Genomic DNA, 25,921 nt, shown 5'->3' with positions numbered 1-25,921 from the left:
TATTTACGATATAACGACTGACTAAATATAATTATTTAGCTGCTGTCGTTTCTGCTGTAGCTGTAGCGGTTGTCGCTGCCTGAGGAGCAGGGGCAGAGACTGTTTTTGCTTTAGCAGGTTGAGCACTTCTGTCTGATAGAGAATAAACATAAGCAGCAAGCAACATAATGCGCTCATTGCCCAGTTTGGTTTCCCACTCAGGCATTACGCCTGCACGACCATAACGTATCGTTTCGCGAATAGTTTCACGATCGCCACCATATAGCCAGACTTTATCTGTCAAGTTTGGCGCGCCAGTAGAAGTCATACCTTTTGCATCTGGACCATGACAAAGTACACAGTTAGTTGGCTCATTAAAGATTGCCTCACCCTGAGTAACTTTTGCTTTATCAAGCTCATAACCTGGTTGGTTACCAGATATTGATAGAACATACTCAGACACTGCACGAACACCATCTTCACCGATTTGATCGCGCCATGCGGTCATACCACCGACTCGGCCGTTATGTAGAGTCGTCAAGATGTTTGCTGCCTCACCGCCATACAACCAGTCATTATCGGTGAGATTTGGATAGCCTGTAGCGCCTTTGGCGTTAGAGCCATGACAAACTGCACAGTTCTGTAAGAACAAGCGACTACCAACCTTCAATGCATTCGGGTTTTCAGCCAGTTTTTCTACATAAGGTGCCAACTCGGCAACTTTCTCATCAATTTGAGCTTGTAGCTCTGCTGGTGGCTTCTCACTGTGACGCATTGTTGCTTGCATTTCAGAAAGCGTTGCTAGGGTTTTTGTTGCACCACTCGCATCTGCTTTGGCCAAAATGTTTTGCTCAAAGTTATCGGTAAATACTTTGTTATTACTTTCAAGTTCGCTGTTCAACTCGTTATGAGAAGTCCATGGTACGGTTTTACCATCTACTTCTACGGTTGTAATACCTTCCCACTTCGATGGAAAAATACCTGGGAAAAATATCCAATATGCAACTGCCCAAATAATTGAGCCAAAAAATATCACTAGCCACCATTTAGGGAGTGGCTTATCGTATTCCTGAATACCGTCGTAGGTGTGGCCTGTGGTACCGTCTTCTTCTACTTCTGGCTTGTATTTCAAGACCATTAGCAAAACACCGAGGATACCCGCCCAACACATAATACTTAGTATGGTGATCCAAGAACTCCAAAAAAATGTCATCGTTTATCCTTATTGCGCTGCTCTTCAGACAGAGATTCTATATCCTCGTCATCAAGCGCAAGTTGTGCATCTTCTTCGAAGCGTTTTTTGTTTTTTGGCGAATACGCCCACCATGCAACGCCTACGAAGGCAACAAAGGCAGAAACGGTCGCAATTGTTTGTAATTCACCAATACCCATTAGCGCTGTCCTTCCATCGCGGTACCTAATTGCTGTAGATAGGCAACCAAAGCATCAAGCTCAGTGGCACCAAGTACAGCGTCTGGTGCGCCTTCGATATCTTCTTCAGTATAAGGCACACCGAAACGATCGCGGAATAGACGCATTTTGGCTTGAACATTGCTACCATTGACTTCATTGGTTGCAAGCCAAGGGAAACCAGGCATGACTGATTCAGGTACTAAAGAACGTGGTGCAATCAGATGCTGTTTTTGCCAATCTTCAGAATAGCGTCCACCGACACGTGCAAGATCAGGACCAGTACGTTTTGAACCCCATAAGAATGGATGGTCCCACGTTGATTCAGCAGCACGCGAATAAGGTCCATAACGCTCAACTTCAGCACGTAACGGACGAATCATTTGGGTATGACAGACGTGACAGCCTTCACGAATGTAGATGTCACGACCTTCAAATTCAAGTGCAGTCCATGGCTCCATGGCGGGAAGGGGAGCGTTTACCCCACCTTCTTCAGGACCCTTGTTGTCATAAATCAGCGGTACGATTTCAACGAGCGTTGCAAAGCTAATGGCAATAACAATACCGATAACCAACAAGCCGGTATTTTTTTCAATAATTTCATGCGGTGTACCAGACATGATCGCTCCTTATACGTTAGCTGCCGAAGGTTTATCAACACTAGGTTCATGATCCGTTGGGTCAGCGATATCTACAGGCTTACCTTCTGGCATTTGCAGTGTTTTATAAACGTTATATGCCATAACAAACATACCCGATACATACAATAGGCCACCAAAAGCACGACCAATATATGGGAAATGTGAGAACTCAACCGTATCAACGAAGCTATATACCAACGTACCGTCTGGGTTGGTCGCAAGCCACATCATGCCTTGGCCAATACCTGAAATCCACATAGAGACGATATAGAAGATAGTACCTGCTGTTGCCAACCAAAAATGCGTGGTGATTAAGCTGATTGAGTACATTTTTGGTTTGTTATAGATACGTGGTAACAGTACGTATAGCGAACCAATAGTAATCATACCAACCCAGCCAAGCGCACCTGAGTGTACGTGACCTACAGTCCAGTCAGTGTTATGAGATAACGCGTTGACGGTCTTAATAGACATCATTGGACCTTCAAACGTCGACATCGCATAGAACGACAATGCCACAATCATAAAGCGAATAATCGGATCGGTACGTAACTTATCCCAACTACCTGATAGCGTTAGTACCCCGTTAATCATACCACCCCAAGATGGTGCAAATAGGATGATCGAGAACACCATTGCTAATGACTGCGTCCAATCTGGAAGCGCTGAATAATGCAAATGGTGACCACCAGCCCACATATATGAAGCAATCAATGCCCAAAAGTGAACGATAGACAAACGGTAAGAATAAATAGGACGACCAATCTGTACCGGAACGAAATAGTACATCATTCCAAGGAAAGCGGCCGTTAAGTAGAAACCTACCGCATTATGCCCGTACCACCACTGCACCATCGCATCGGTTGCACCGCCAAATAACGAGTAAGATTTAAACGCACTAACAGGGATAGCCATACTGTTTACGATATGCAGTAGAGCAATCGTAATAATAAAAGCGCCAAAGAACCAGTTAGCCACATAGATATGTGAGGTTTTGCGCTTGATTAGTGTACCGAAGAAAACGATGGCATAAGATATCCATACCAAGGCAATCAAGATATCGATTGGCCACTCAAGCTCAGCGTATTCTTTAGTCGATGTTAGACCTAAAGGAAGCGTAATAACCGCTGATACGATAACCGCTTGCCAACCCCAAAATGTAAACCAAGCCAAGTAAGGCGCAAATAGTCTCGTCTTACAGGTACGCTGTACCACATAATAAGAGGTTGCGAACAGGGCAGAGCCACCGAATGCAAAGATAACCGCGTTTGTGTGGAGCGGTCTTAGACGACTAAATGTCAACCATGGAATGTCAAAGTTTAGTGCTGGCCATGCTAACTGTGAAGCAATGAACACACCAATACTCATGCCGACGATGCCCCATATCACGGCCATTATCGTAAAGAATCTTACGACAGTGATTTCATATTCACGGTCAACTGGGGCGACTGCTGTGTTTTGTAAACTCATTGGATGATTCCTTTACAGCCCGAATTATCAACAGAATTAACTAACTCTCCGCGGCATCCGTCTTATAAAAATTTATAAGCAGATAATGATTGCGGTACATGCTATTTTTTGACTACTCTTATCAGTCTTGCCATTATTAACTATCAACTTCGCTAGTTATCAGCTATCGCTGATGAGTAGAGGAAGGCGATAAAAACGCACTGCGCTCACAGCTAGTCGATAGTAGGATTGTTAATAAACGGTCAGGTTTGATAAGAAAATATGCCTTCCTTGAGCATCAAACATCTATTGAGGCTGAGTATGTATCTTAATTATTACTGATAAAAACAGTATGAACGAAGATAGATACTGATATTCAACTGGCGCTAAAAAGCTTATGCACCATCAATGTATGCTAGCGGCGGCTGACAAAAAAACATGTTTAGGTAATGTTTAGTTAAAACTCCCGACTCTGTTTAAGGGTATTGTAACGCAAACCTAATCAAATATCATCAGAACTATGCGCCAAAATACAAACTCTTTGGTAAAAATATGCGCCAACAACTTAATATTGCAGCATTATGCTCCCATTTTATACCCAATTTCTCTACTATTCTAGGGGTGAAAAAACATAGTGCTAGCTTAGAAAAAACAGAAATTTATCAGAAAAATTTGTAATCATGACGACATTGGAGCTTTAAGGGGTTATAAATAAGTTTTACTTATTATCAAGTTGCATCTTATAATGGCGCTGAGCAGTATTGCGAACAGGACGTTTTTATACCTCTGTTAACAATTATTTTAATCAATTAAATAGCGGTCAAGCTTATGCCTTTAACGGCACAAGCTGTCCATACATAAGCTTTCTAGATATGAGCTTTTTATAATAGGTATTAAGGATAATAATATGGCAGTTTTTTTGACAGACGAATGGTTTGAGCAAGTTGAGCAAATGGGTCAAGAAGCCGGTGAATTGAATTTACCACCAGCATTAAGCAATATGATTGTAAACCTAAAAGTATCTGATACTGAGCAAGATATCGAAGCCAGTTTCGCTGATGGTTTATTACATCGTGGCTTAAATGACGCAGCGACAACCACTTTATTGCTTGATCGTAGCATCTTGCAATCAATCATTACTGATTTTGATACCAATGAAATCATGGGCGCCTTTATGGGTGGTAAAATCCGTGTTGAAGGCGATATGTCACAATTGATGGCAGTACAAACGGCACGCCCAAGTGCTGAGCAAAAAGAGCTTTATAGTCGTATTAAGTCAATGACTACCATGGCTTAATGGTTTGTCTTGAGTTTTTATAAAGTATAACGCTTAACATAAAAAAGCCCTTAATTAAGATTAAGGGCTTTTTTATTGATAAATTTAACAGCAGAGGGCTGTGTTAAATTAGCTGGCTTTTGATTGTTGCGTGTTTGCTTGCGATTTTTGATTTTCTTTATAAATCGCTGCTTGTAACCAGATATTCGCCTGTACATAGTCATGAACTTGGATAGCAGCAGTGGTCGAAGTTTTAGGCGCGCCAATACGGATTACAAATGGGTCAGCATCTTGCTCACGCAGTACCACCACATCAAATAAGAGGATGGGCTTACCATTAAATAGAGTTTCTTGCTTACCCAGTACTTGACCCTGACACCAGGCTTCGTCTTCTTGCCCTAAGGTATCGCCAAACAGGTAGGCACACATATGACCTAAGTTAATCTCAACCGGTGCCATTTGTTCTTTGGTCTCTGGTTGCCATGCTTTGATTTGCTCTTGTAAATCATCAGGAATTTTTCCATCATTGGCGGCGACAATGTCGTTAAAAGCGCGATGGTAGCGAATGGCTTCTTGGTCTTCGACCATAATCACCTCGTCTTGTTCGCTAAGCTTAATCTCATGCGCCCAAGCACTAAAATTCACATAATACGCCATATCCTGTTGATATAAATGACGGTTGGCCGTATAGAGCTGGTCAAAAGCGTAAATGATACTGCCATCAGCGGTGCGTAAACGTAATACCGCATCATGAGTATTGTCATTGACAATCATACGTTCGATTTTGCACGTCAGCCCATAAGGGCTATCGACACAAGGGTAGGCGTTAATAAAGCATTCAGGCTTGCCATCTTTCATCGCCAGTACCTGATTGATATGACAAGGCTGGTCTTCAGATAGTAGTAAACAGCTGTCTTTGGCACTGACATTGCTGTTGAGCCCTTTAGGCATTGCAGCCTTTTCAATCATCTTTTGCAGCCATTCTGGCACGTCTTGACTCATGTCATCGGTCAAAATGCGCCAATGATCAGCGTGACCGGCAGACTGCTCGTCAGATAGAGTGATTTTGGTGGGGGATTGGATATTTTTATATTGATAATTAATGGTCATGAATATACTCAAACTTAAGTCAGCCATGAGGTTTGGGTCTAAAACTGTGATTGCTGACCATTATCCAATGTATGAGCGGATTGGTTTATGATAACCAGCAATGTCGTCAGTAAAGAGGCAACAAACAACAATGAGGGGTTAATGACAATTGTCCTTAGCATACAATATATAGGTATAGACGCAACTAATAGCAAGCCCCTCATGAAAAATAATGTTAAAAGTTGAGTTTTTATTAAAAAATACTGGCAGTTTGCGCTAATGACTGGCACATATAAGTCAAATTGTGTCAAACTAGCTCCCTTTTGACAGCGGCATTTTGCTGGTCATAACCCCTGTTTTTGTGTTCGATTGATATGTTTTGCGGCAACTGCCTTAGTAAATGTAATGCTACGAGGCGGTTGTTGCAGCTGGTTTTATAACATAAATAAAGTCGCACGTAGATAAGATAAAGAGTTTGAATATGTTTCGTCCTTTAGCGTTATTTATCGGCTTACGGTATACCCGAGCAGAGCGTAGTAATGGTTTTATCTCCTTTATATCGCTGATTTCAATGATTGGTCTGACGCTTGGCGTGGCGGTACTGATTACCGTGCTATCGGTCATGAATGGTTTTGATCGGGAGCTAAAGACTCGTATTTTGGGTATGGTGCCACAAGCGACGGTTATCTCGACCGAGATTATCGGTGATTGGAAGCAGGTAGCAGATAAGATCAAAGAAGATCCAGAGGTCGCTGCCGTTGCGCCTTTTATCCAGTTGCAAGGTATGTTGACCTCCAACGGTCAAGTGGCTGGGATTATGGTCACTGGTGTCGATCCTGAATACGAAAAAAACGTCTCTATCATCAATGAGCATATGGTAGAAGGCAGTATTGATACCTTGCAAAACGGTGAGTTCAGTATTGTGCTTGGCGAAGAGATGGTGCAATCTTTGGGACTGCGCTTAGGCGATAAAGTGACGTTAGTGCTACCAGAAGCGTCGCCATCACCGGCGGGTGTGATACCACGCTTTAAGCGTTTTACTTTGACAGGTATCTTTACCATCAGTCCAGAAGTAGATAGCCTGATGGCATTTATTCCGATGGGTGATGCGGCAAAATTACTGCGTCTGCCAGAGGGCGCGCAGGGTATCCGTATGAAGCTTGATGATATCTTTAACGCACCGATGGCCGCCCAAAGAGCTGCTGCCATTGCTCCTGAGCAGTTATATCCTAGCGATTGGACCCAAACGCATGGCAATCTTTTTGGTGCAATCCAAATGGAAAAAGCCATGGTTGGTTTGCTGCTGTTTTTAATTATTCTAGTTGCAGCTTTTAATATTGTCTCAAGTTTAGTCATGTTAGTGACCGACAAAAAAGCCGATATTGCCATTCTAAAAACCTTTGGTGCTTCACCGCGTCTGATTACGCATGTCTTTATGGTACAGGGTGTGGTTATTGGCTTTATCGGTACGATTGCGGGCACGATACTGGGTGTGATATTTGCCCTAACCGTTAGCGACATTTTGGGCTTTATTAATAACAGCTTTGGTCTAAATTTATTTGATGCTTACTTTGTAAACTATCTGCCATCACAGCTACGTTTGGCAGACGTGGTACTGATTACCAGCGCGTCATTTGTATTGAGCTTTTTGGCGACCATTTATCCAGCACGCCGAGCGGCTAAAATCCAGCCAGCCCAAACGCTACGTTACGAGTAATCTATAGGCGTTAATGCCATGATAAATAAAATAAAGGAAGCGCTATGTCTGCGATTTTAAAAGCGACCAATATTAATAAAATATATGATGAAGGGGCGGTAAGTACGCAAGTATTGACGGGCTTAGATTTGACCGTTAATGCCGGTGAGCGCATTGCTATTGTCGGTACCAGTGGTTCAGGAAAAAGCACCTTATTGCACTTGCTCGGCGGACTTGATACGCCAACCAGTGGTGAAGTCTGGTTACATGGTCAGCTGTTAAATACCATGAATGAGACTGAACGCGGCGCGATGCGTAATAAGCATTTAGGGTTCATTTATCAGTTTCATCATTTATTGGCGGAATTTACTGCGGTTGAGAACGTCGCTATGCCGCTACTGATGCGCCCAAAAATGTCGACCACAGAAGCGCGTCAACAAGCCATTGATATTTTAAACAGTGTCGGTCTTGAGCATCGTTTGGCGCACAGACCGGGTGAGCTGTCAGGCGGTGAGCGTCAGCGTGTGGCGATTGCTCGTGCGCTAGTGACTAAGCCCTCGCTTATCTTGGCCGATGAGCCGACCGGTAACTTGGATTATGACAATGCCCAAAGTGTATTTGGACTGTTATCCGAGCTGCAAAGTACCATGCAAACGGCGCTGTTAATGGTGACGCATGACCGTAGTTTGGCAGCACTTGCGGACCGTCAGCTGCTATTACGTAATGGTCATTGGGAAGATTATTAAACCTTTAACCTTTTGTTAATAAAGATATTTTTAACAGTTGTTTATAAAATTTGCATGATTGCCGTTACTAAGCAGTAGCATGATAGGGTTAGGTTTTTTTATAAAAATGAGATAACAAGTAGGCTGTACAGGGCAGCCTTATTCATTAAGTAAGGATGAATATTATGAATAAAGACGATGACCCGATTGAAGCGTTTGGCAGTATCGAAGAAGGCAATGAGCCATTAAAGCCTTATATGGATCCAACGCTGTTTGACACCATCGATAAACAGGCTCAAATAGAATTGTTAACGCCGGTTTTTGACTCGATTACTTTAGCGGGCGTCGATTACGACTTAAAAGCGCAAGATAGTGCGACGGGCAAGCGTTATACGCTGCTTAAAGATGAGAAGGTGATAGATATCTTTGTGATGGATACCAATCTTACTGACAATATTCTAAATGCTATCGAAAAACATAAAGAGCAAGAAGGCGAGTTATAACGCCGCCTAATATTTGGGCGATTTTTATATTACGACTGGCACTAAATGAATAGTAATATGTGATTGATTGATTGATATTAATGTTTAGGCGTTTCGTCAGAGGAATTCTGCTGACGTTTTTGCCAACTAGTAACGGTCTTATAGCGCCAGATAGCTTTAAACGCCAAGCCGCATACGATGCTGCTAATGATGGCTAGAATGGTGAGTCCCAAACAAAAAGCCGTCAGGGATACCGTGCCTTTATACGTAATAAAGGGATTAGCGCCGTCTGACAATGCCCATAAGCTGAAATCAGCAATCATCCTGCCGATAAGCCGCAAACTAATCATTGGTACGTCAAGGATCTTGGCGCCGACATAGTAGCCAGCATAAAAGACAGGCAAGCTGGTCACCGGATTGGTAATCCAAGTCAAACCGAGCGCCATTGGCACATTGGCACGAAAGATGAGCGCACCGATCAAGGCCAGTAACATCTGTCCTGGCAGCGGAAAAAACGCGCTAAGCACACCGATATAAACCGCTTTATTTAGACTGTGGCGATTAAAATGCCACAAACGCGGGTCGGCAAGTTGCGGCGCAAACATTTTTAATGTGCGACTGGCTAAGATTTTTTCAGGGGTAGGAAGTAGGTCTTTCAGACGTTTGTTTGGCACCGAATCGCCTTTACTCGTTATCTACAGCCCGCTCAATCATACTGATGGGCTGGTATGCAGTGATATTATTAATAAAAAATACAGGTAAGGATGTTATCAGAAAAGCAGGAAGATAATGTTGGATAATCACTATCGCAATATTTCTGCTCAGTATAGGGTAATCGCAGAATAAATACCATCGCTTGACGGTTCGGTCTAATATTAAGACTATCGTCAATCAATATTTATTATACAGCCTATACTTATCATACAGACTATCTAGCAAGGAGCGCTGGTGTACTGGTTAATTGGTAGCTTGATAATCATCGTTATGATGGGCGTTTTAGCCGTTGCTGATAGTATGTCGGTACCCGTCAGTCCGTTATTAGCAAACCTCAGTGCTGCCGCGCCATTGCCGCTATTATTAACGATTATTACTATTATTTTACTAGTCGTCAGTCAACGTCGTATTCCATATCCTCATTTCTTTAACGAAAAAACACCTCTTTCTCAAGACCCTTCTGATCAAAACTCAGCTAAAAATTCATTGTATACCTTGTCGTTACTTTCTAAAGGTATCCGCTATTTAATATTGGCAGGATTATCGTTGTCGCTGATTATAGGTAGTGGGCTGCTCGCTTTAATGAGTCATCAGGAGGCGCAAAATAGTGCCTTAAAGCAATCTTTGCGTGTACAGGCGCTAGTTAGCATCGAAGGAATAAGCGATAGTGTCTATGATATTGCAAGCGATAGTGGTTATCGACAGGTTGCCACCATCAGTCAGATATCACCGTTATTGTCTGAAATGACAGCGCAGGATTTAGATAATCTTACGGCGAATTACGCTGCCAATCATAAAGAAGGGTTGAGTAATAGCCTAAGCGAAAATAGCGAACATACAGATAATTCAAACCATGATAACTCTGAAGGTTTTGAGGGCTTTAAAAAAGCTGAATATCGTGTATTGCTAAATGCATATCCCAAAATGCAGTATAAGAAATCGCTTAAAAACCCCTCTAAAAAATATTCTAAGAAACAAGCTAAAAAACTATCTAAGCAAACACAGATTACAGATTTAAATCATCTACAGCCCGGTGATAAATTATTGATGACTTTGACGTTAGCACCACTTGTTGGCTCTGAGCAAGCGCTGAATAATCCAACGGGATTTGATAGTTATCGTTGGTTGCGAGGGCGGCATATCGATGGCGTTGCCAATATACTAGAGATCAGTACTTCGACGATTAGGCTTGATGACTCAGAGGCACTATATAGAGCTGACGATTCTTATTTACAACGTTTTCGTACCGCTATAGACCAAGGACGTTGGCAGCTGCGCCAATACTTTTATCAAGATTGGGCAGCACAAACTATCGCACAGCAGCAAGCAAAAGCGGTAACTCTAAGTTTGCTGACAGGTGATCGCAGTTTAATCAATCGCGATACCAAAGATTTGTATCAGCTGGCCGGTATTTCACACTTACTGGCCATCTCAGGGACGCATGTTTTATTTTTAGCGATTGTGTTAGCAGGATTGGCTGTCCTACTGGTTAATCGTTTTTGTCCATCTCTTTATCGTCATATCCCGCGCTGGCAAGTTCGCTGGTGGGTCATGATTAGCGCGGCTTTTATTTATGCTCTATTTACGGGGTTTGATGTGCCTGCTGCGCGTACCGCATGGATGTTATTAGCGATAGGGTTGATACGCTTAACATTGCTACCGATTAGTACCACGCGTATATTGTTGGCGCTAGCAATATTGATGGCATGGCTCGACCCATATGTATTGTGGCAGGCAGGTTATTGGTTATCTTTTATAGCAGTTGCGCTATTGCTAAAATATGAAGATAGCTCAGTACAGTCGAGTCAAGCAGAGTTCGCTCAGTTAACGGCTTTTAGTCATGATGGCAATACAAGCAGGCAGATTCTTAAACGCATGTGGCTAGGCTTCAAACGACTGTTGAAGTTACAGTTTTGGCTATTCATCGCGCTATTACCCATTACCTTATTGTTATTCGGCAAGGCTTCATTGTTAGGGCTTGTCGTCAATCTATTTGCCATTGGTTTATTTGGCTGGGTGATTGTCCCGCTGAATCTATTGGCAGGGCTTTGCTATCTTATCGTACCCACGCTGGCGGAGACTATTTGGGCATTGGTGATTGCCATTGTCGCTTATTTACACGAGCTGATTATATGGCTGACGGCATTACCTATATTTTCAGGGGCATGGCTCTATACGCCAGTGAATATGGCTATTTTGCTGATGGTATTACTGGCGATGTTGCCTTGGTTATTGCCGCGCGGGCTTATCAGTCGCTGGCTCGCGCTACCGCCGCTAACACTGCTAGTGATGACGGTATATGCCAATCAGCAGTCACTAACCACGATACCGACTCTTTATATTTTACCGACTGGCGATCAATATGTGAGTGCGGTTTTGCTGCAATATCCTGTGATAAACAATGAAAATGCGCATAAGGGTAGTAATGAAGGCGCATCCGCTAAAAGGATAAATAAGAAAAATGTCAGTTGGTTGTTTTTGGCTGATCACAGACCTGATGGTGTCCGTACGATGCCAAGCACGCTAAGAGCTGACAAGCTTTCTGCGACGCTAGAGCAGCAACTACGCAGCTTATCCATTAAGCGTTTAGAAGGTATCGTGGTGCAAAGTAGTAGCGCTGCATTGACTGCTACATTGTCAACATCATCGACTAGCAACGGCAAACCATTGCAGCACAAAAGTTTTAAGTTGAATAATTCTGAGCCGAGCAATTCTGAATTACTACCAATAACAGTGGCGCAACTAAGTCAACGTTTCCCAACCGCTCAATACTGGCAAGCAGGACGTAGTGAGCGCTGGTCTGAGCTTCAGCACGCTTATCAAGTAGCCAGTCAATCTGGTCAAGCTAAAACTCATGCAACCATTAGCGCTCAACGTTGTGAGCAAGGTAAAATCTGGCAACTCGCAACTGGTGATTTAACTTTGCAAGCAATAACAGGTTGGAGCAAAATAAACGATACCAGTGTGTGGGACTGCACGCTTACGATTGATAGTAGACTGCCTATTCAAGTGATAAATTATAATGCTGCTGAGCCACTCAGACCATTACCTAGCAAAGTACAAACGCTTCAATCCGATATAGAAGCGCCAATCAATCAAGCTAAAAATCCTCAATCACGCCTGATTCTGAATGCCGATACGCATCCGCGGGTGTGGCAAATGTGGTCGTTATTATGCCCAGTTGAACCGAATGATAAAGATAACAATTTAAATAGCAGATTAAACAATGCAATAAATAGCACGACATGGCTTGGACACAGTACCTCGCATATCTCTACTGAGGTAATAAGCCAGCAACAAATCCATGAGATAATCACTTACGATAATAAGCCATTAGATGCCGCTCTAGCTTTTAATGCTGATACTAAGGATTAATCTTAGGCTTTATCTTAATAGTGTTATTCTTATAAAATGCCTCGCTGCTATAAGGTGTTACCCTTATAATATCAAGCTATTTCACAGTTCTGCTATTGAACCATGAGTGAAATGACACCATACTTAGTAGCTTATTTAACTTTTATGAAAGCGCTACAAAACGCACTTCTATAAGTAAATATACTTATTGCGGTTATATTAAGTTTTTGCTTGATTAAGTTTTAAGACCCTCTCTTTTATTGTTTTACATTGTTTCTGACTTAGGAAGTTATATGCCCAACTGGCCACCAGACCCTAACAAACGTCCTGACAACTCGGCAAATCAGCCAACGCCCCTGCAGCAGTCAAATCAGCCGAGCGGACAAGAGTGGCGACTGATTGAAAATACGTTATTAGCCAGTGTGGTTGAGCAGCGCCGCGCCCGTCGCTGGAGTATTTTCTTTAAGCTATTGACCTTTGGTTATATATTATTGATATTTTTGACCCTTGGCCGTGGTTGCAGCACTAAAACACCAACCAGTCTCGATGGCGTAGATACCAGTAAACCACATTTGGCAGTAGTTGAAATCCAAGGTACGATTAGTAGTGGTGATGCGGCCAATGCTTATGATGTCAATGAAGCCTTGACGCGTGCCTTTAAAAACAGCAATGCCAAAGCGGTGGCGCTCGATATTAATTCACCTGGTGGCTCGCCGGTACAGTCTGATGAAATTTGGCAGACGATGATGGATTTACGTAAAGAATATCCTGATAAAAAACTCTACGCGGTGATTGGTGATATGGGTGCTTCTGGCGCTTATTATATTGCTTCGGCAGCGGATGAGATTTATGTCAATCCATCAAGCTTAGTTGGTTCGATTGGTGTGATTATGCCAAGCTATAATATCGAAGGCTTAATGGATAAATTCGGTGTTGAAGACCGTACTATTACCGCAGGCGAGTATAAAGATATCTTAAGCTTGTCACGTCCGCTTACTGCTTATGAAGAGCAGCACGTCGAAAAAGTGTTGAATAATACCCATAAGCACTTTATCAACGCGGTCAAACAAGGTCGTGGTGATCGTCTGAAAAACCCTGAGGAAAACAAACTGTTTTCAGGGCTATTTTGGACCGGCGAGCAGTCTATTGAGCTTGGTTTAGCAGACAAAAAAGGCAGTATCTCAAGTTTAGAGAAGCAGCTTAAGCTTAAAAATGTGGTCAATTATACGCCAACTGACCCATTTAGCTTATTTATGGATCGCTTCGCCGTCAAGTTAGGCGCAGGACTTGGTTCAAGCATCAAGCTTGATGTGTTACCGCAAGAAGAGGGTAATGCGCAAATGCGCTAAGCCCTTTATATTTTAGATTTAATGTGTATGATTGTTGAGGCTGAGTATATGATTATGCTCAGCCTTAATTGTATATAAGTTTTGATTATTATAATAACTATTCCAAATAACTGTTTAAATCGCTATTTAAATTACTGAGAGCCTGTCATGAGTGCCATTAATTTACAGACCTTTGCGTCATTACCCAAATCTAAAATAACCCAAAAACCTGTCATTCATTTTGCCCATGCTAATGGTATGCCAAGTGCTGTTTATGCGCCGTTTTTTGAAGCGCTTGTTGAATTTTTTACCATTGAATATATTCCAATGTTGGGTAACACGCCCGATTATCCAGTAGATGACCATTGGAAGAGCCTGACGCAGCAGGTTATTGATAATGTTAAACGTACCTGTGAGCAGCATGGCGTTAGTCAGGTAGTAGGTGTCGGTCATTCGCTTGGTGCGATGTGTACTATGCAGGCGTTATACCGTGCGCCAGAACACTTTGCGCAGGCGGTACTGATGGATCCGCCTTGGATTTATGGCAAGGTCAGCTTGCTATGGCATTTGGCCAAAACCGCAGATAGATTACCGCTGATGAATAATCGTTTGATGGATAAGCTATCGCCAGCGGGCGTGTCTAAGCATCGCCGTGATGTTTGGGATAGCCGCGAAGATGCCTATGATAAGCTGCGTCATAAAGGTTTTTTTAAAGATTTTGATGAGCGTAGCTTTCAGGGCTATATCGAGCATGGCTTATATGAGCGTGCGGACGGAAAGGTAACATTGGCTATTCCTAAAGCCAGCGAAGTTGAGGTTTTTCGTACCAATCCGTCATGGTATTGGCTGACTCCAAACCGTGCACCGAAATCTCCAGTAACGCTTATCATTGGTAAAGACAGTATATTTCTTAAGCGTAGGTTCCCGCAGCAAATCAAATCACGCCTTAATATCGGTTATGAAACCCACGCTGGTGGTCATATGTTCCCACTTGAGCACCCAGAATCGGTGGCGCTACAAGTACTTGAGCTTATTGAGCAGCAGTTACCAAAATAAGCCGATGCATTATTAATGCTCTTAATAAATATTATGTAGGCAGCTAGTACACCTTTTTGAGTGACAACTTTATGCTAAAAGATGCGACCACAAAACCTGTTATGATCTCATCTGTTATGACTAAAGCAGCTAAGCCTGCACCACTATTTTCACGCTTGGGTGCGTTGCTGTTGGTCATAGGCATGGTAGTGACATTTTTTATCAGTCAATTAATCGGCGTATATATCGCCGGTAAACTGGTATTGCCTGCTGCTAAAAATGCAACCATGGGCGATATTTTCTTTTTTGGTAGTAATGATGGCACGGTAGTAAGTCTTTCTATCATCATCGGATGTGTATTATTGGTAGCAATCAGCGTGTTGTTGATTCGTGTGAGAGGCGGGAATGTAAAACAGTATCTGGCGCTAAAGCCCTTCTCATGGACGTTAGGTATCGGCATGCTAGGATTGCTGCTGATATTTATGATTGGCAGTCAGGCATTAACTTACCTACTTGATAAATCGCCACTGGTTTTCGTTGACCCTTTATATCAGTCTGTCAGCTCGGTGTGGATATTGATATTTGCGATGGTGATTGTCGCGCCAATTTACGAAGAGCTTATATTTCGCGGATTATTATGGTCTGCTATCGCAGAGCAATTCTCGGACGCAACCTATGCAGAGCATCGCGGGGTAATAGTAGCTAGTTTAGTTACCAGCTTAATATTTGCAGTGATTCACTTGCAATATGGTATTTATGAAATTAGTACCATTGTGGTATTGGCATTGATATTTTGCTACGCGCGCATCAAGTCAGGCTCGCTAGTACTGCCTATGTTGCTACATATTATTAATAATGGGGCAGCCATGTGGCAGTATTTAGCGCAAGTTACTTAGATACCTATATATAAATGATTAACGGCCAATTGGTAGATATTTTTACCAATTGGCCATTTACCCATAGTTTTATGCGAGAAGGGTAGTTACTTATCTTTAAGCATCTGGGTTAAGTGCTAAGACTTCTTCAGCGGCTCTTTTAATATCGTCAATCGTCAATTGAGGTTTGCCGCTTAATGCCTGTCGCCACCTGCGAGCACCCATCAAACCTTGGAACAACCCTAAATAATGCCGCGTCATCGTTGGTAGAGCTTCACCTTTAGCGACTTGTTCTTCTAAATAAGGATATAGCTTTGCTAAAATATCTGAGCGCTTAGGGCTAGGTTCGCCCCATAAGCTATTAGCTTCTGCCAACAAGTAGGGGTTATGATAAAACGCCCGTCCAATCATTACTCCATCGACATGCTGTAAATGCGCTTTAATATCAGCAACCGTTTCGATACCGCCATTAATTTCGATATCAAGCGCAGGGAAATCCTGCTTAAGACGGTAAACATCATCATAACGTAAAGGCGGTATTTCGCGATTTTGCTTCGGGCTCAAGCCCTGTAGCCACGCCATACGCGCATGGACAATAAAGCGCGTACAACCTGCAGCTGCTACTTTTTCGACAAAATCTACCATAAACTCGTAACTGTCAAAATCATCGATACCAATACGATGCTTGACGGTCACCGGAATATCAACCGCTGCCTGCATATGCTTGACCAAATCAGCAACCGTATGCGGCTCTGCCATTAGACAAGCACCAATCTTATTATGTTGGACGCGATCAGACGGACAGCCAACGTTAATATTGACCTCATCATAGCCATGCTGCTGGGAAAATTCAGCGCATTGGGTCATCTCACTAATATCTGCGCCGCCCAATTGTAGCACCAGCGGATGCTCAAGCGTATCAAAGCGCAAATGCCGTGCGCGATTGCCATGTATCAGCGCACCGGTGCTAATCATCTCGGTATAAAGATAAACGTGCGGATTAAACAGCCGTGCAAAGTAGCGATAATCTGTTGTTGTCCAATCAATCATTGGCGCAACAGAGAGTCGTTTGTTGGTCATATCAACCATTATGAATAAGCCTCGTTATTAAGCATGAATACTTTTAGGTGCATTTTTATATATATTTAAAAAACAGTTGATAAAGTGCCATGTCTGATAGAGGCAGGGCGCTTTTTTATTACTAAAGTTATATTGGTTGAACGATGAAAAAATCAATGGTCAAGCAAAGTAGAGTTAAATGACATAGCTACTATGATATAGCTAATTCTTAAATAACCTCATTGATTTTTCTAAATTCTGGCAAATTATAAAAATAAATGCCCATAATGATGCCAATGAAGCCGATAAATACGATATACAGGGCGGGTGAGAAACTGATATATAAAGTGGCGTAACCAAGCGCGAAAGGAACCAATACCCCGACGAGACCGTAAGACAGATTATAACAAAGTGACATGCCTGTCAGACGTACATTGGTTGGAAATAGCTGCACAAGGATAGCGGGTATCATGCCAACGACGCCAGCGCAAAAACCTAAAAGCGCATACATAATCAGAATATAGTCGCCACTGGCTTGTAGATGATAAAAGAAAGCAAGCATTTGCACAATTAATAAGACAGAGCCAATCGCCAATACTTTACCAAAATTTTGATGATTGGATATGATGCCATAAAACACACAGCCGAAAATCATAAACACAATGCCAAGACTGTGTGAAAATCCAAACAAGTCATTATCTAGGGTAAAGCGCAACTCAATTAAATCCGGTAATAACAGGACGATAACGGTCGTGATACTAGCGACAATGAGGGTCAAAACCAACCCGATAAAGATAGAATGCTTACAATGTTTGAAGAGCAGGGTAAAGGGTTTGACCACATAATCGCGTGGTTTTGATGCTTTCATGGCAATAAAAAACGGTGACTCATCTATCCAGCGCCATGCCAACAAAGGTAAAACGCTCAGAAATGCTGCGATAAAAAATGGTATACGCCAACCATAATCAGCCAATTGCTCGGTGGTCATCGCATTGGTCAGCCAAAGAAAAAAGGCGTTGGAGAATAACACACCAACATAGAAGCTTGCGGTCACATAGCCACAGGCGATTGATAAATATTGGCGCGGCACGTGTTCTGAGACAAAAACCCAAGCAAGCGGTACAAAAACGCCAAATGCCATCCCTTGTATCAGACGTAAGGCAATAAATATGACGGGCGCAACTAAGCCCCATTGTGCATGCGTTGGTAAGCATGCCATTGCCAATAAGCTTGCCGCAGTGACCAATATACTGATTAATAAGAGCGGTTTTCGACCTTTGATATCACCAAAGCGGCCAAAGATAATACCGCCAAATGGACGTGCCAAATACCCAATCGCAAAAAGCCCAAGCCCTTGCATACTGGCCACTGTAGAGTCAGCATTGGCAGGTAAAAAGGTGGCGGCGATGATATTTGCAAGATATAAATAAATCAAAAAATCAAAAAACGCGACCGCGCTGCTAAAGCAAACAAACAGTACGGCATTCCTATCTTTAGAGGACATCAGAGCATATTGAGAACGAGAAGGCATAATATATCACGCATCCACATAGGGAAGAGTTTGTTAAGCAAGTCACCATCTAGATAACCGGCCATAATAAAAAACGGCAAATCAATATAACTGGCTAATGATTTGCCGCAACGATAAGGTCTGGCACTAAAAAATACTGCAGCATTAGATTATCGGCTTAACATATCTCGCTCAAGTTATTGTCGCTATAGACAATTTGTAAATAAGCGCTTATAAACGAAACTGATTCATTCAAGCTAAAACTAATTCAAGTTAAAGGAGTTAAAGCTAAATGAGCTGACAATTATAATAACCAGTCAATCGGTAACCATGACATGATGGTGAGCCATACATGGTCACTGATATCGACGCGTGGCTCTGAATCATAAATGACTTTTTTGCCATCTTCCACGGTATGCCACTGCAAATTACCATTTTCTAATAACTTGACTTCATAAGCTTGGCTTAATAAGTCATCGCTGAGCGCACCGTGTAACTGTTTTGCCAGCTCATCATCATTGATAATCACGCCCATCTCGGTATTGATATTTGCGGAGCGCGGGTCGACATTGTACGAGCCGATAAATACTTGATAATCATCAACGGCAAAAGTTTTTGCATGCAAACTGGTTGACGATTGACTGCGCGCTTTCCAAAGCTTGTTTTCGCGTTTTTCTTCAGAAGCGGTAGATTTTAGCTCGTAGATTTTTACCCCTGCACGCAGCAGGTTAGGACGCCATTGACTATAGCCAGAATGCACGGCAGTCACATCGGTGGCATCAAATGAGTTAGTCAAAATCTTGATATCAATGCCCGCTTCAGCTAAGGCAACCAACGTCTTGACACCATCCTTGGTCGGTACAAAGTAAGATGAGATAATAGTCAGGCGCTTGGTCGGGCTACCCAATAAAGTGCGCAGCTGATGCACCAAGTTGGTATCTGCTGGGACGGTCTTGGTCAGTTTACCCACATCATCACTCAAGAATTGCATGTCCGTCCAGCGAAAGGGCACGCGCTTATTGATTAAATCAGTATCAATAGAAGAATCTTCGATAGCGGTTTTATAGACATCTAAGCTACTTTTGCTGTTGTTTTTCTCATCAACTCTTAACTTATCTAAGCCCTCTAAAAAATCCGTGGTTTCGCCTTTATCAAGGGTCGCTAAGGTTTGAATATCAAATGAGATCGGTGCCGACCAGTAGCTTGCAAAGCTATTGTCAATATCAGCGACGACTTTACCTATCAATAAAACATCTAAATCAGCAAACTGGCTGTTTTTATCGTTACTTAAGTATTCATCACCGATATTACGCCCACCAATAATGGTGATTTGCTTATCAAAAATCATGCTTTTATTGTGCATGCGTCGATTGATTCGCGGTAAACCTGTCACGAAGTTTAAAGTTTGAAATTTACGGTACATCAAGGGATTAATAATACGCACGGCGATATTAGGATGACTAGCAAAGCGTAATAAATGCTGATCGAATTTGGCATTATTATTAAAATCATCGAGCAACAAGCGCACAATAACTCCGCGCTCTGCGGCATCCCACAAGTCTTTAAGCATCAGCTGTCCGGCTTGGTCATCGTGCCAAATATAGTATTGCGCGTCGATGTTTCGGGTGGCCATACTGGTCAAAATACTGCGTGACGCAAACGCATTGGCGCCAGTCACAATCGGATGGTAGCCAGATAAATCAGGGTGAATCTCACTTTGTTCACTAATCGCCGCCACCAAATCCGTACTGTCAATTTTTGGATTGGTATTTGGGCTATTTTCTTGGCTGTTGTCTTGATTGTTACTATTTTTATTGCTACCACTTTGACTGTTACCTTCAGTGCTCGCATCTTGTGGCTCATTGCTTTGCTTATATAGAGCATCAACACGCGCTGATAAAGCTTGGCTTTCAGGCAAATGCGGCTGCTTTGGTAAACTCTGACAGCCACTAAGACTCAAGGTGAGTCCCAGTGTTAGACTCAGCGATAAGTTGCTTGGTTCTATACTAAACATCGACATAAATGAGATACCTTAATGAGCCTGAATGTAATGACATACTTGTGAATAATGGACTTAACGTTGCTTGCTGTTTTTACCGATGATAGCACTGATTACGAAGCGGGTGATAATATCGCTCAAAGCAATATTCAAAGCGCCGCTAAGCTTAGCAGCTGTTGTCATCTGTGCCTATTATAAATACGTTATTTTTGTTAGATAAAACACGTTATTGGGTCATGATAACCACATCGAATAGTCATCGTCTGCGCTTGCATCTTATCCTTATAAATGCATCGGGTATTTTTAGTATCAAGTCATTAATACCTCATTCTAAATACTTAACAATAATTTCTGAATACCTAATGCTAAGAGCTAATCCTATAGTATTCAAAAATAATATTTAGCAGGCCTTTGAAACCAGCTGTTTGGAATAAGTTGCCATGCTATGATAACGCGAACAAATGCTGTTTATAAGCGAAATAAGCCGTATGTTTAATAATAACCAGTGCAATGGAAAATTTATGAGCCAGTCGCAAGTGCATGATGATAAAAATTTGAATAAAGTAGACCCTAACTGGCGCAGTGACGCGCTCAATCTAGAACTCGATTATGGTATGCAGACGATAGCAGTACGGGCAGGGCAGCATCGTACCGACGAGGGCGAGCATTCAGAAGCTATTTTCACCACCAGCTCTTATGTTTATGAGTCGGCAGCAGACGCGGCAGCCCATTTTAATGGAGATAAGACGGGCAACGTTTACTCACGCCATACCAATCCAAGCGTCCGTACCTTTGAGCGTCGTTTAGCGGCGCTTGAAAATGGTGAGCGCGCCGTTGCGACGGCTTCAGGTATGGGTGCGATTTTGACCATGTGCTTAGCCTACCTAAAAGCGGGCGATCATTTGCTCGCTGCCAATCAACTATTTGGCTCATCGATTGGTTTGTTCAATAACTATATGGCAAAGTTCGGCGTTGAAGTCAGCTATGTCGATTGCTTCGATAATGAGGCGTGGGCAAAGGCTGTGCAGCCGAATACCAAAGTTATTTACTGTGAAAGTCCTAGCAATCCACTGGCACAGATTTGTGATATTGGATATTTAAGTCAGCTGTGTAAAGCAAATGATATCTTATTGGTCGTTGATAACTGCTTTGCCACCCCAGCATTGCAGCGTCCATTAGATTTGGGTGCTGATGTGGTCATTCATTCTGCGACCAAGTATTTAGATGGACAAGGTCGTGTATTGGGCGGCGCATTGGTTGGCAATGATAAGCTGATGCAAGAAGCATTTACCGTGGTACGCTCAGGCGGTATTAGTATGAGCCCATTTAACGCATGGGTCTTTACTAAGGGGCTTGAGACGCTGAAACTGCGCATGCAAGCGCATTGTCAGAATGCCAATCAAGTGGCAGAGTTTTTGGTCAATCATCCCAATGTCAGTGCCGTGCATTTTTCAGGTTTGAGCGATCATCCCGCTCACGAATTGGTAACGCGTCAACATCATATGAAAGGTGGCTACGGTGCTATCATGGGCTTTGAAGTGAAGGCTTCTAATAGCGCTGATTCAAAAGCCGCTGCGTGGCATGTGATTGACTCAACGCAAATGGTTTCTATCACCAATAATTTGGGCGATGCCAAAACCACCATCACTCATCCGGCGACTACTACCCATTTTCGTCTGACGCCTGAGGCACGCGCAGAGGCAGGCGTTAATGATAGTCTTATCCGTCTGTCGGTAGGCTTAGAAGATGTGGAAGATATCATCAAAGATTTGGCGCGTGGTTTAGACAGTTTGTAAAGATAAAGGTATAATCGCAATTAACATCAGGTTTACGTAATTAATGACGATTCATTATTATACGCATTAAGACAAAATACAAAGAGGCAACTATGAATATTCAAGCATTGATGCAACAAGCACAAACGATGCAAAAAAAAGTTGAAGCAAACGTTGAAAACGCTAAGAAAGAATTGGCGAATAAAGAAGTTCAAGCCGAAGCGGGCAGTGGTCTAGTAAAAGTTACTATGACGGGTCGTCACGTGGTTAAGCGTTTGACCATCGATCCAAGCTTATTGGAAGATGAGCCAGATATGATCGAAGACTTAATCGCTGCTGCGATCAATGATGCCGTCCGTCAAGCGGATGAGCTATACGAAGAAACCATGGCTGGCGCGACCTCAGGTATGGGTTTACCACCAGGTATGCAAGGCATGTTCTAAGTAGCTAGATTTTAAGCGCTAAGTTTTTAAAGACGAAAATTTTAAAGACTAATTTTTAAAAAACAAAGCCGTTAAATATTAAGCTTCTAAGCTCGAAAAACTGCTGATTGAAAACAAAAATGGGGTTGTTATCGACACGATACGACCCCATTTTTATAGCTACGATTTATAAATTAAGTTAAATAAAGGAAGTTACTTTGCTGACAGCCAAATTTGATCAGCTGGTTAAACAGCTGCGTATTTTGCCGGGCGTGGGGCAAAAAAGTGCCCAACGTATGGCGCTACATCTGCTTACCAAAAAACGCCCACAAGGTATGGCGCTCGCGCAAGCGCTTGATGAGGCGATGCGCGATATCGTCGAATGCCAGCGTTGCCACAGCTTCAGTGATGAAGCAGTTTGTCCATTATGCCAAGATCCAAGGCGTGATAATGGCCTGTTATGCGTGGTCGAAACCGCCGCAGATGTGATGGCTATCGAGCAAACTGCGGGTTACCGTGGGCGCTATTTCGTTTTAGGCGGTCACTTATCACCGATAGACGGCATCAGTGCTGATGATTTAAACATTGACCAGCTAGTTTGGCGGGTTAAGCAAGAGCCTGTTGAAGAGTTGATATTGGCAACTGGTACTACCGTTGAGGGTCAAACGACGGCACACTTTATCAGTGAAGCGGTCGGTCGTCATGTTAATAAAGTCACTCGCTTGGCACAAGGCGTACCAATGGGCGGCGAGCTTGAGTACCTTGATAGTATGACCCTTGGGCAAGCCATGCAAAATCGCTCATTCTTGTAGTATTAAATATAGCAATTTCATGAATTCTCTATAAAAGCCAAGTCTTATCCATTTTATTTCATGAAATTGTTATAATTGTTTTCTTATCCACTTTTATTAAGACGCAATTTAGTGTCTTATTTTCTCCTATTTATGCAGGTATCTGCCCGTGTCCAACCATGCTTCAACAGCTTCAACTGCTGCTATCCCATCAAATCTCTCAGACAATACTGCTGCTACTGATGATGAGCCCTCAAAACCATCAGTCAATAATGAGGTAGCGCCCGCAGATTTGCCGCCCGAGCCAGATATCGATGCACTGCTAGATATCGCCGATGAAGCTGCGGTCACCTGGGTACGTCAGCAAGATGGTTTAAAGGAAGTTATCGATGCCTTGGCGACTTGCGGGCGGGTAGCGTTAGATACCGAGTTTATCAAGCGCGATACTTATTATCCGCGTTTGGCATTGGTGCAGCTCAACACAGGTAATCATATTTATTTGTTAGATGCTCCGCAATTACAGTTGGCTGAGCTATGGCAAGCGCTGATGAAAGTGGATGTGGCGATTTGGCATGCCTGCGGCGAGGATTTAGGGATTTTTTATCTACTGTCTGGTTGTCCGCCACTGACCAATATCTTTGATACGCAAATTGCCCTGTCATATTTAACCGGTCAATTGCAAATGGGCTATCAGCAGGCGCTTGATGACCAGTTAGATATGCATATCGATAAAGAACATAGTCAGTCAGACTGGCTACAGCGTCCGCTATCAGATGAGCAAGAGCAATATGCGATTGATGACGTAAGATTTTTGCCAGCTTTATATCTAAGTCTCGAATATGAGCTAAAAAAGCAAGGTCTGTTTGAATATGTATGGGCGGACTGCCAGCTTTATGCCAGTGATTTGTATGACGCGCAGCACGTTGAAGACGAGGCGATGTATCTAACGATGGCAGATTATCGCTATACCTCTGAGCAAATGGCGATACTACAAGCAGTAGCAACGTGGCGTGAGGAGCTAGCACGCGCGACCAATCAGCCGCGTACTTTTGTGATAAAAAAACAAGCAGTACGTGAGATTATCACGGAAAAACCAAACAGTATGCGAGAGCTGGCGCACAAAACCACGATGCACCGTAGTATGCTGCGCCTATATGGTGAAGAATTGCTTAAAGTCATTAAAGAAGCAAAAAATCTGCATCCTGCTGAGCATCCGGATTGTCTGTTGCCACCGTATCGCTCAAAAAATAAAGTACTGTCAAAAGCGGTACAACACGCGATAGATAAGCAAGCAGAAAAAATTGGCGTACCTGCCAATGTATTGATGCGTAAAAAATGGCTAGCGCAGCTTTATGAAGTGATGGCCTTTGATAAAGACCTAAGCGAGCTACCAGAAGGATTAAAAGGCTGGCGCAATGAGTGGGTGATGCAAACCTTGATTCCGGTGATTCAAGCGCATAAAACCGAGTTACAGCAGGGTATGGGTATCAATGTTCGATAAGCAATAAAGGTTAGCATTTATGAGTGCTTAGTGTTTATAAATGCTTAAGCTCGCTATGGTCAAACTGTCCATGTTGTAAAAAATACTTGGTTTGTGCGGCCACTGTTTTATCGACCAGCATCCCAGTGTGTGATACGGGTAAAACAATATGATCAGTGGCTGCCTCTATTTTGGTTTCTTCTATATATACTGTGCCATCGTGTAGTAGATGTTCTGCTGATGGCATATTATTTGTCTTACACAGTTTGCGATTATGATATTGCAAAAACAGCTGACCTAAGCCATAAGGACGATTACCGGCAATTACGCCTAAGGTAATATGCTCCGGTAAGGGCGCGACCATGCCATCTAGCGCATCGACGTACGAGCGCCCCACCACAGCTGGGGTCAAACGCCAAATATAATCTGCACAAACACTACCTAAATGCGGTGTCCCAAGCGTTACGCAGCGTCCTATCTGCCATTTCGGATATGCAGTGACAAAATCACGAATAACCAAACCACCCAAACTATGACCGACCAAATCTATAGGTTGGTCAGGGTGATGATGGTTTTCTAGCCAGTCATTTAGGCGAGCGCTATTGGTTTTGATGCCATCACGCATACTACGATAGCCATACTGATGGGTGTCAAATCCTGCTACTTGCAAGCGTTTGGCCAATGGCCGCATAATCCAAGCGGTTTGATGCAGACCATGAATCAGAATGACGCGGCTTTTTTGTTTAGACGCTTTTTGTTGCATAAAAATATCCAAATCAGTAATATCATAAGATCTATTATCGACGCTTGTTTATTAAAATAAACGGGCAGA

Annotated in this window: 22 protein-coding genes; 12 read left to right on the top strand and 10 right to left on the bottom strand. The window is 42.8% G+C overall.

Annotated elements, in window-relative coordinates:
- Positions 1-31: 31 nt before the first annotated feature.
- The 4 genes from ccoP to ccoN are packed head-to-tail and all read right to left on the bottom strand — an operon-like array spanning position 32 to position 3,500.
- The gene (gene ccoP, locus FHS24_RS03705; protein ID WP_183618780.1) at positions 32-1,192 is read right to left on the bottom strand and encodes a cytochrome-c oxidase, cbb3-type subunit III; all 1,161 of its coding nucleotides are present in this window, start codon (positions 1,190-1,192) and stop codon (positions 32-34) included.
- Positions 1,189-1,371 carry a cbb3-type cytochrome oxidase subunit 3 gene (locus FHS24_RS03700; RefSeq protein ID WP_183618778.1) on the bottom strand — a complete coding sequence of 61 codons (183 nt, stop codon included), beginning with the start codon at positions 1,369-1,371 and terminating at the stop codon, positions 1,189-1,191. Before FHS24_RS03700 ends, ccoP begins: the two co-directional genes overlap by 4 nt.
- Entirely contained in the window at positions 1,371-2,009 is a 639-nt protein-coding gene (ccoO, locus tag FHS24_RS03695) for a cytochrome-c oxidase, cbb3-type subunit II (RefSeq protein WP_183618776.1), read from the bottom strand. The genes FHS24_RS03700 and ccoO overlap by 1 nt, the downstream gene beginning before the upstream one ends.
- A 9-nt stretch (positions 2,010-2,018) precedes the next feature.
- The gene (ccoN, locus tag FHS24_RS03690; RefSeq protein WP_183618774.1) at positions 2,019-3,500 is read right to left on the bottom strand and encodes a cytochrome-c oxidase, cbb3-type subunit I; all 1,482 of its coding nucleotides are present in this window, start codon (positions 3,498-3,500) and stop codon (positions 2,019-2,021) included.
- An 886-nt stretch (positions 3,501-4,386) separates the two neighbouring features.
- On the opposite strand from ccoN, the gene FHS24_RS03685 reads away from it, so the two are divergent.
- Positions 4,387-4,776, top strand: a complete 390-nt coding sequence (locus FHS24_RS03685) for an SCP-2 sterol transfer family protein (RefSeq protein ID WP_183618772.1) — start codon at positions 4,387-4,389, stop codon at positions 4,774-4,776.
- Between the two features lie 108 nt (positions 4,777-4,884).
- On the opposite strand, the gene FHS24_RS03680 is transcribed toward FHS24_RS03685, so the two are convergent.
- The gene (locus FHS24_RS03680; protein ID WP_183618770.1) at positions 4,885-5,865 is read right to left on the bottom strand and encodes a hypothetical protein; all 981 of its coding nucleotides are present in this window, start codon (positions 5,863-5,865) and stop codon (positions 4,885-4,887) included.
- Positions 5,866-6,325: 460 nt separating this feature from the next.
- Here FHS24_RS03680 and FHS24_RS03675 point away from each other — a divergent pair, with 460 nt between their 5' ends.
- From FHS24_RS03675 to FHS24_RS03665, 3 genes are all read left to right on the top strand, one after another.
- The gene (locus tag FHS24_RS03675) at positions 6,326-7,561 is read left to right on the top strand and encodes a lipoprotein-releasing ABC transporter permease subunit (protein ID WP_183618768.1); all 1,236 of its coding nucleotides are present in this window, start codon (positions 6,326-6,328) and stop codon (positions 7,559-7,561) included.
- 44 nt (positions 7,562-7,605) lie between these two features.
- Positions 7,606-8,286 (top strand): lipoprotein-releasing ABC transporter ATP-binding protein LolD, encoded by a 681-nt coding sequence (lolD, locus tag FHS24_RS03670; protein ID WP_183618766.1) that lies wholly within the window; start codon positions 7,606-7,608, stop codon positions 8,284-8,286.
- Positions 8,287-8,450: 164 nt separating this feature from the next.
- Positions 8,451-8,768 (top strand): hypothetical protein, encoded by a 318-nt coding sequence (locus FHS24_RS03665; RefSeq protein WP_183618764.1) that lies wholly within the window; start codon positions 8,451-8,453, stop codon positions 8,766-8,768.
- A gap of 77 nt (positions 8,769-8,845) precedes the next feature.
- Here FHS24_RS03665 and FHS24_RS03660 read toward each other — a convergent pair whose 3' ends face one another.
- On the bottom strand, positions 8,846-9,421 hold the full coding sequence (locus tag FHS24_RS03660) for a DUF2062 domain-containing protein (protein WP_183618761.1): 576 nt from the start codon (positions 9,419-9,421) through the stop codon (positions 8,846-8,848).
- Between the two features lie 274 nt (positions 9,422-9,695).
- Between FHS24_RS03660 and FHS24_RS03655 the strand changes: the two genes are divergently transcribed.
- The 4 genes from FHS24_RS03655 (at position 9,696) to FHS24_RS03640 (ending at position 16,074) form a co-directional block, all read left to right on the top strand.
- Positions 9,696-12,836: a ComEC/Rec2 family competence protein gene (locus FHS24_RS03655; protein ID WP_227671713.1), complete on the top strand. Its 3,141-nt coding sequence runs from the start codon at positions 9,696-9,698 to the stop codon at positions 12,834-12,836.
- Between the two features lie 272 nt (positions 12,837-13,108).
- Positions 13,109-14,164, top strand: coding sequence for a signal peptide peptidase SppA (sppA, locus tag FHS24_RS03650; protein ID WP_183618759.1), 1,056 nt, complete (start codon positions 13,109-13,111; stop codon positions 14,162-14,164).
- Between the two features lie 147 nt (positions 14,165-14,311).
- A complete protein-coding gene (locus FHS24_RS03645) occupies positions 14,312-15,199 on the top strand; it encodes an alpha/beta fold hydrolase (RefSeq protein ID WP_183618757.1) in 888 nt (295 codons plus the stop codon).
- 71 nt (positions 15,200-15,270) lie between these two features.
- Positions 15,271-16,074, top strand: coding sequence for a CPBP family intramembrane glutamic endopeptidase (locus tag FHS24_RS03640; protein WP_406947775.1), 804 nt, complete (start codon positions 15,271-15,273; stop codon positions 16,072-16,074).
- Positions 16,075-16,170: 96 nt separating this feature from the next.
- Here the strand turns inward: FHS24_RS03640 and dusA are convergent, their stop codons facing one another.
- The 3 genes from dusA to FHS24_RS03625 all read right to left on the bottom strand — a co-directional run bounded on the left by dusA (position 16,171) and on the right by FHS24_RS03625 (position 20,642).
- Positions 16,171-17,142: a tRNA dihydrouridine(20/20a) synthase DusA gene (dusA, locus tag FHS24_RS03635; RefSeq protein WP_183618755.1), complete on the bottom strand. Its 972-nt coding sequence runs from the start codon at positions 17,140-17,142 to the stop codon at positions 16,171-16,173.
- Positions 17,143-17,341: 199 nt separating this feature from the next.
- Positions 17,342-18,643, bottom strand: coding sequence for an MFS transporter (locus tag FHS24_RS03630; RefSeq protein WP_183618753.1), 1,302 nt, complete (start codon positions 18,641-18,643; stop codon positions 17,342-17,344).
- Between the two features lie 283 nt (positions 18,644-18,926).
- Entirely contained in the window at positions 18,927-20,642 is a 1,716-nt protein-coding gene (locus FHS24_RS03625) for a phospholipase D family protein (protein ID WP_183618752.1), read from the bottom strand.
- A 500-nt stretch (positions 20,643-21,142) separates the two neighbouring features.
- On the opposite strand from FHS24_RS03625, the gene FHS24_RS03620 reads away from it, so the two are divergent.
- The 4 genes from FHS24_RS03620 (at position 21,143) to FHS24_RS03605 (ending at position 25,110) form a co-directional block, all read left to right on the top strand.
- Positions 21,143-22,417 (top strand): O-succinylhomoserine sulfhydrylase, encoded by a 1,275-nt coding sequence (locus FHS24_RS03620; RefSeq protein ID WP_183618751.1) that lies wholly within the window; start codon positions 21,143-21,145, stop codon positions 22,415-22,417.
- 92 nt (positions 22,418-22,509) lie between these two features.
- Entirely contained in the window at positions 22,510-22,839 is a 330-nt protein-coding gene (locus FHS24_RS03615) for a YbaB/EbfC family nucleoid-associated protein (RefSeq protein ID WP_025651278.1), read from the top strand.
- Positions 22,840-23,036: 197 nt separating this feature from the next.
- Complete coding sequence (gene recR, locus FHS24_RS03610; protein ID WP_183618750.1) at positions 23,037-23,630, top strand: recombination mediator RecR; 594 nt, start codon at positions 23,037-23,039, stop codon at positions 23,628-23,630.
- A 148-nt stretch (positions 23,631-23,778) separates the two neighbouring features.
- A complete protein-coding gene (locus FHS24_RS03605) occupies positions 23,779-25,110 on the top strand; it encodes a ribonuclease D (protein WP_183618749.1) in 1,332 nt (443 codons plus the stop codon).
- Positions 25,111-25,144: 34 nt separating this feature from the next.
- Here the strand turns inward: FHS24_RS03605 and FHS24_RS03600 are convergent, their stop codons facing one another.
- Positions 25,145-25,852: an esterase/lipase family protein gene (locus FHS24_RS03600; protein ID WP_183618746.1), complete on the bottom strand. Its 708-nt coding sequence runs from the start codon at positions 25,850-25,852 to the stop codon at positions 25,145-25,147.
- Between the last annotated feature and the right edge of the window lie 69 nt (positions 25,853-25,921).

The organism is Psychrobacter luti, from assembly GCF_014192115.1.
Lineage (GTDB): Bacteria > Pseudomonadota > Gammaproteobacteria > Pseudomonadales > Moraxellaceae > Psychrobacter > Psychrobacter luti.
The sequence above is the reverse complement of the archived record's forward strand: the minus strand, read 5'-3'. Positions and strand labels throughout refer to the sequence as shown.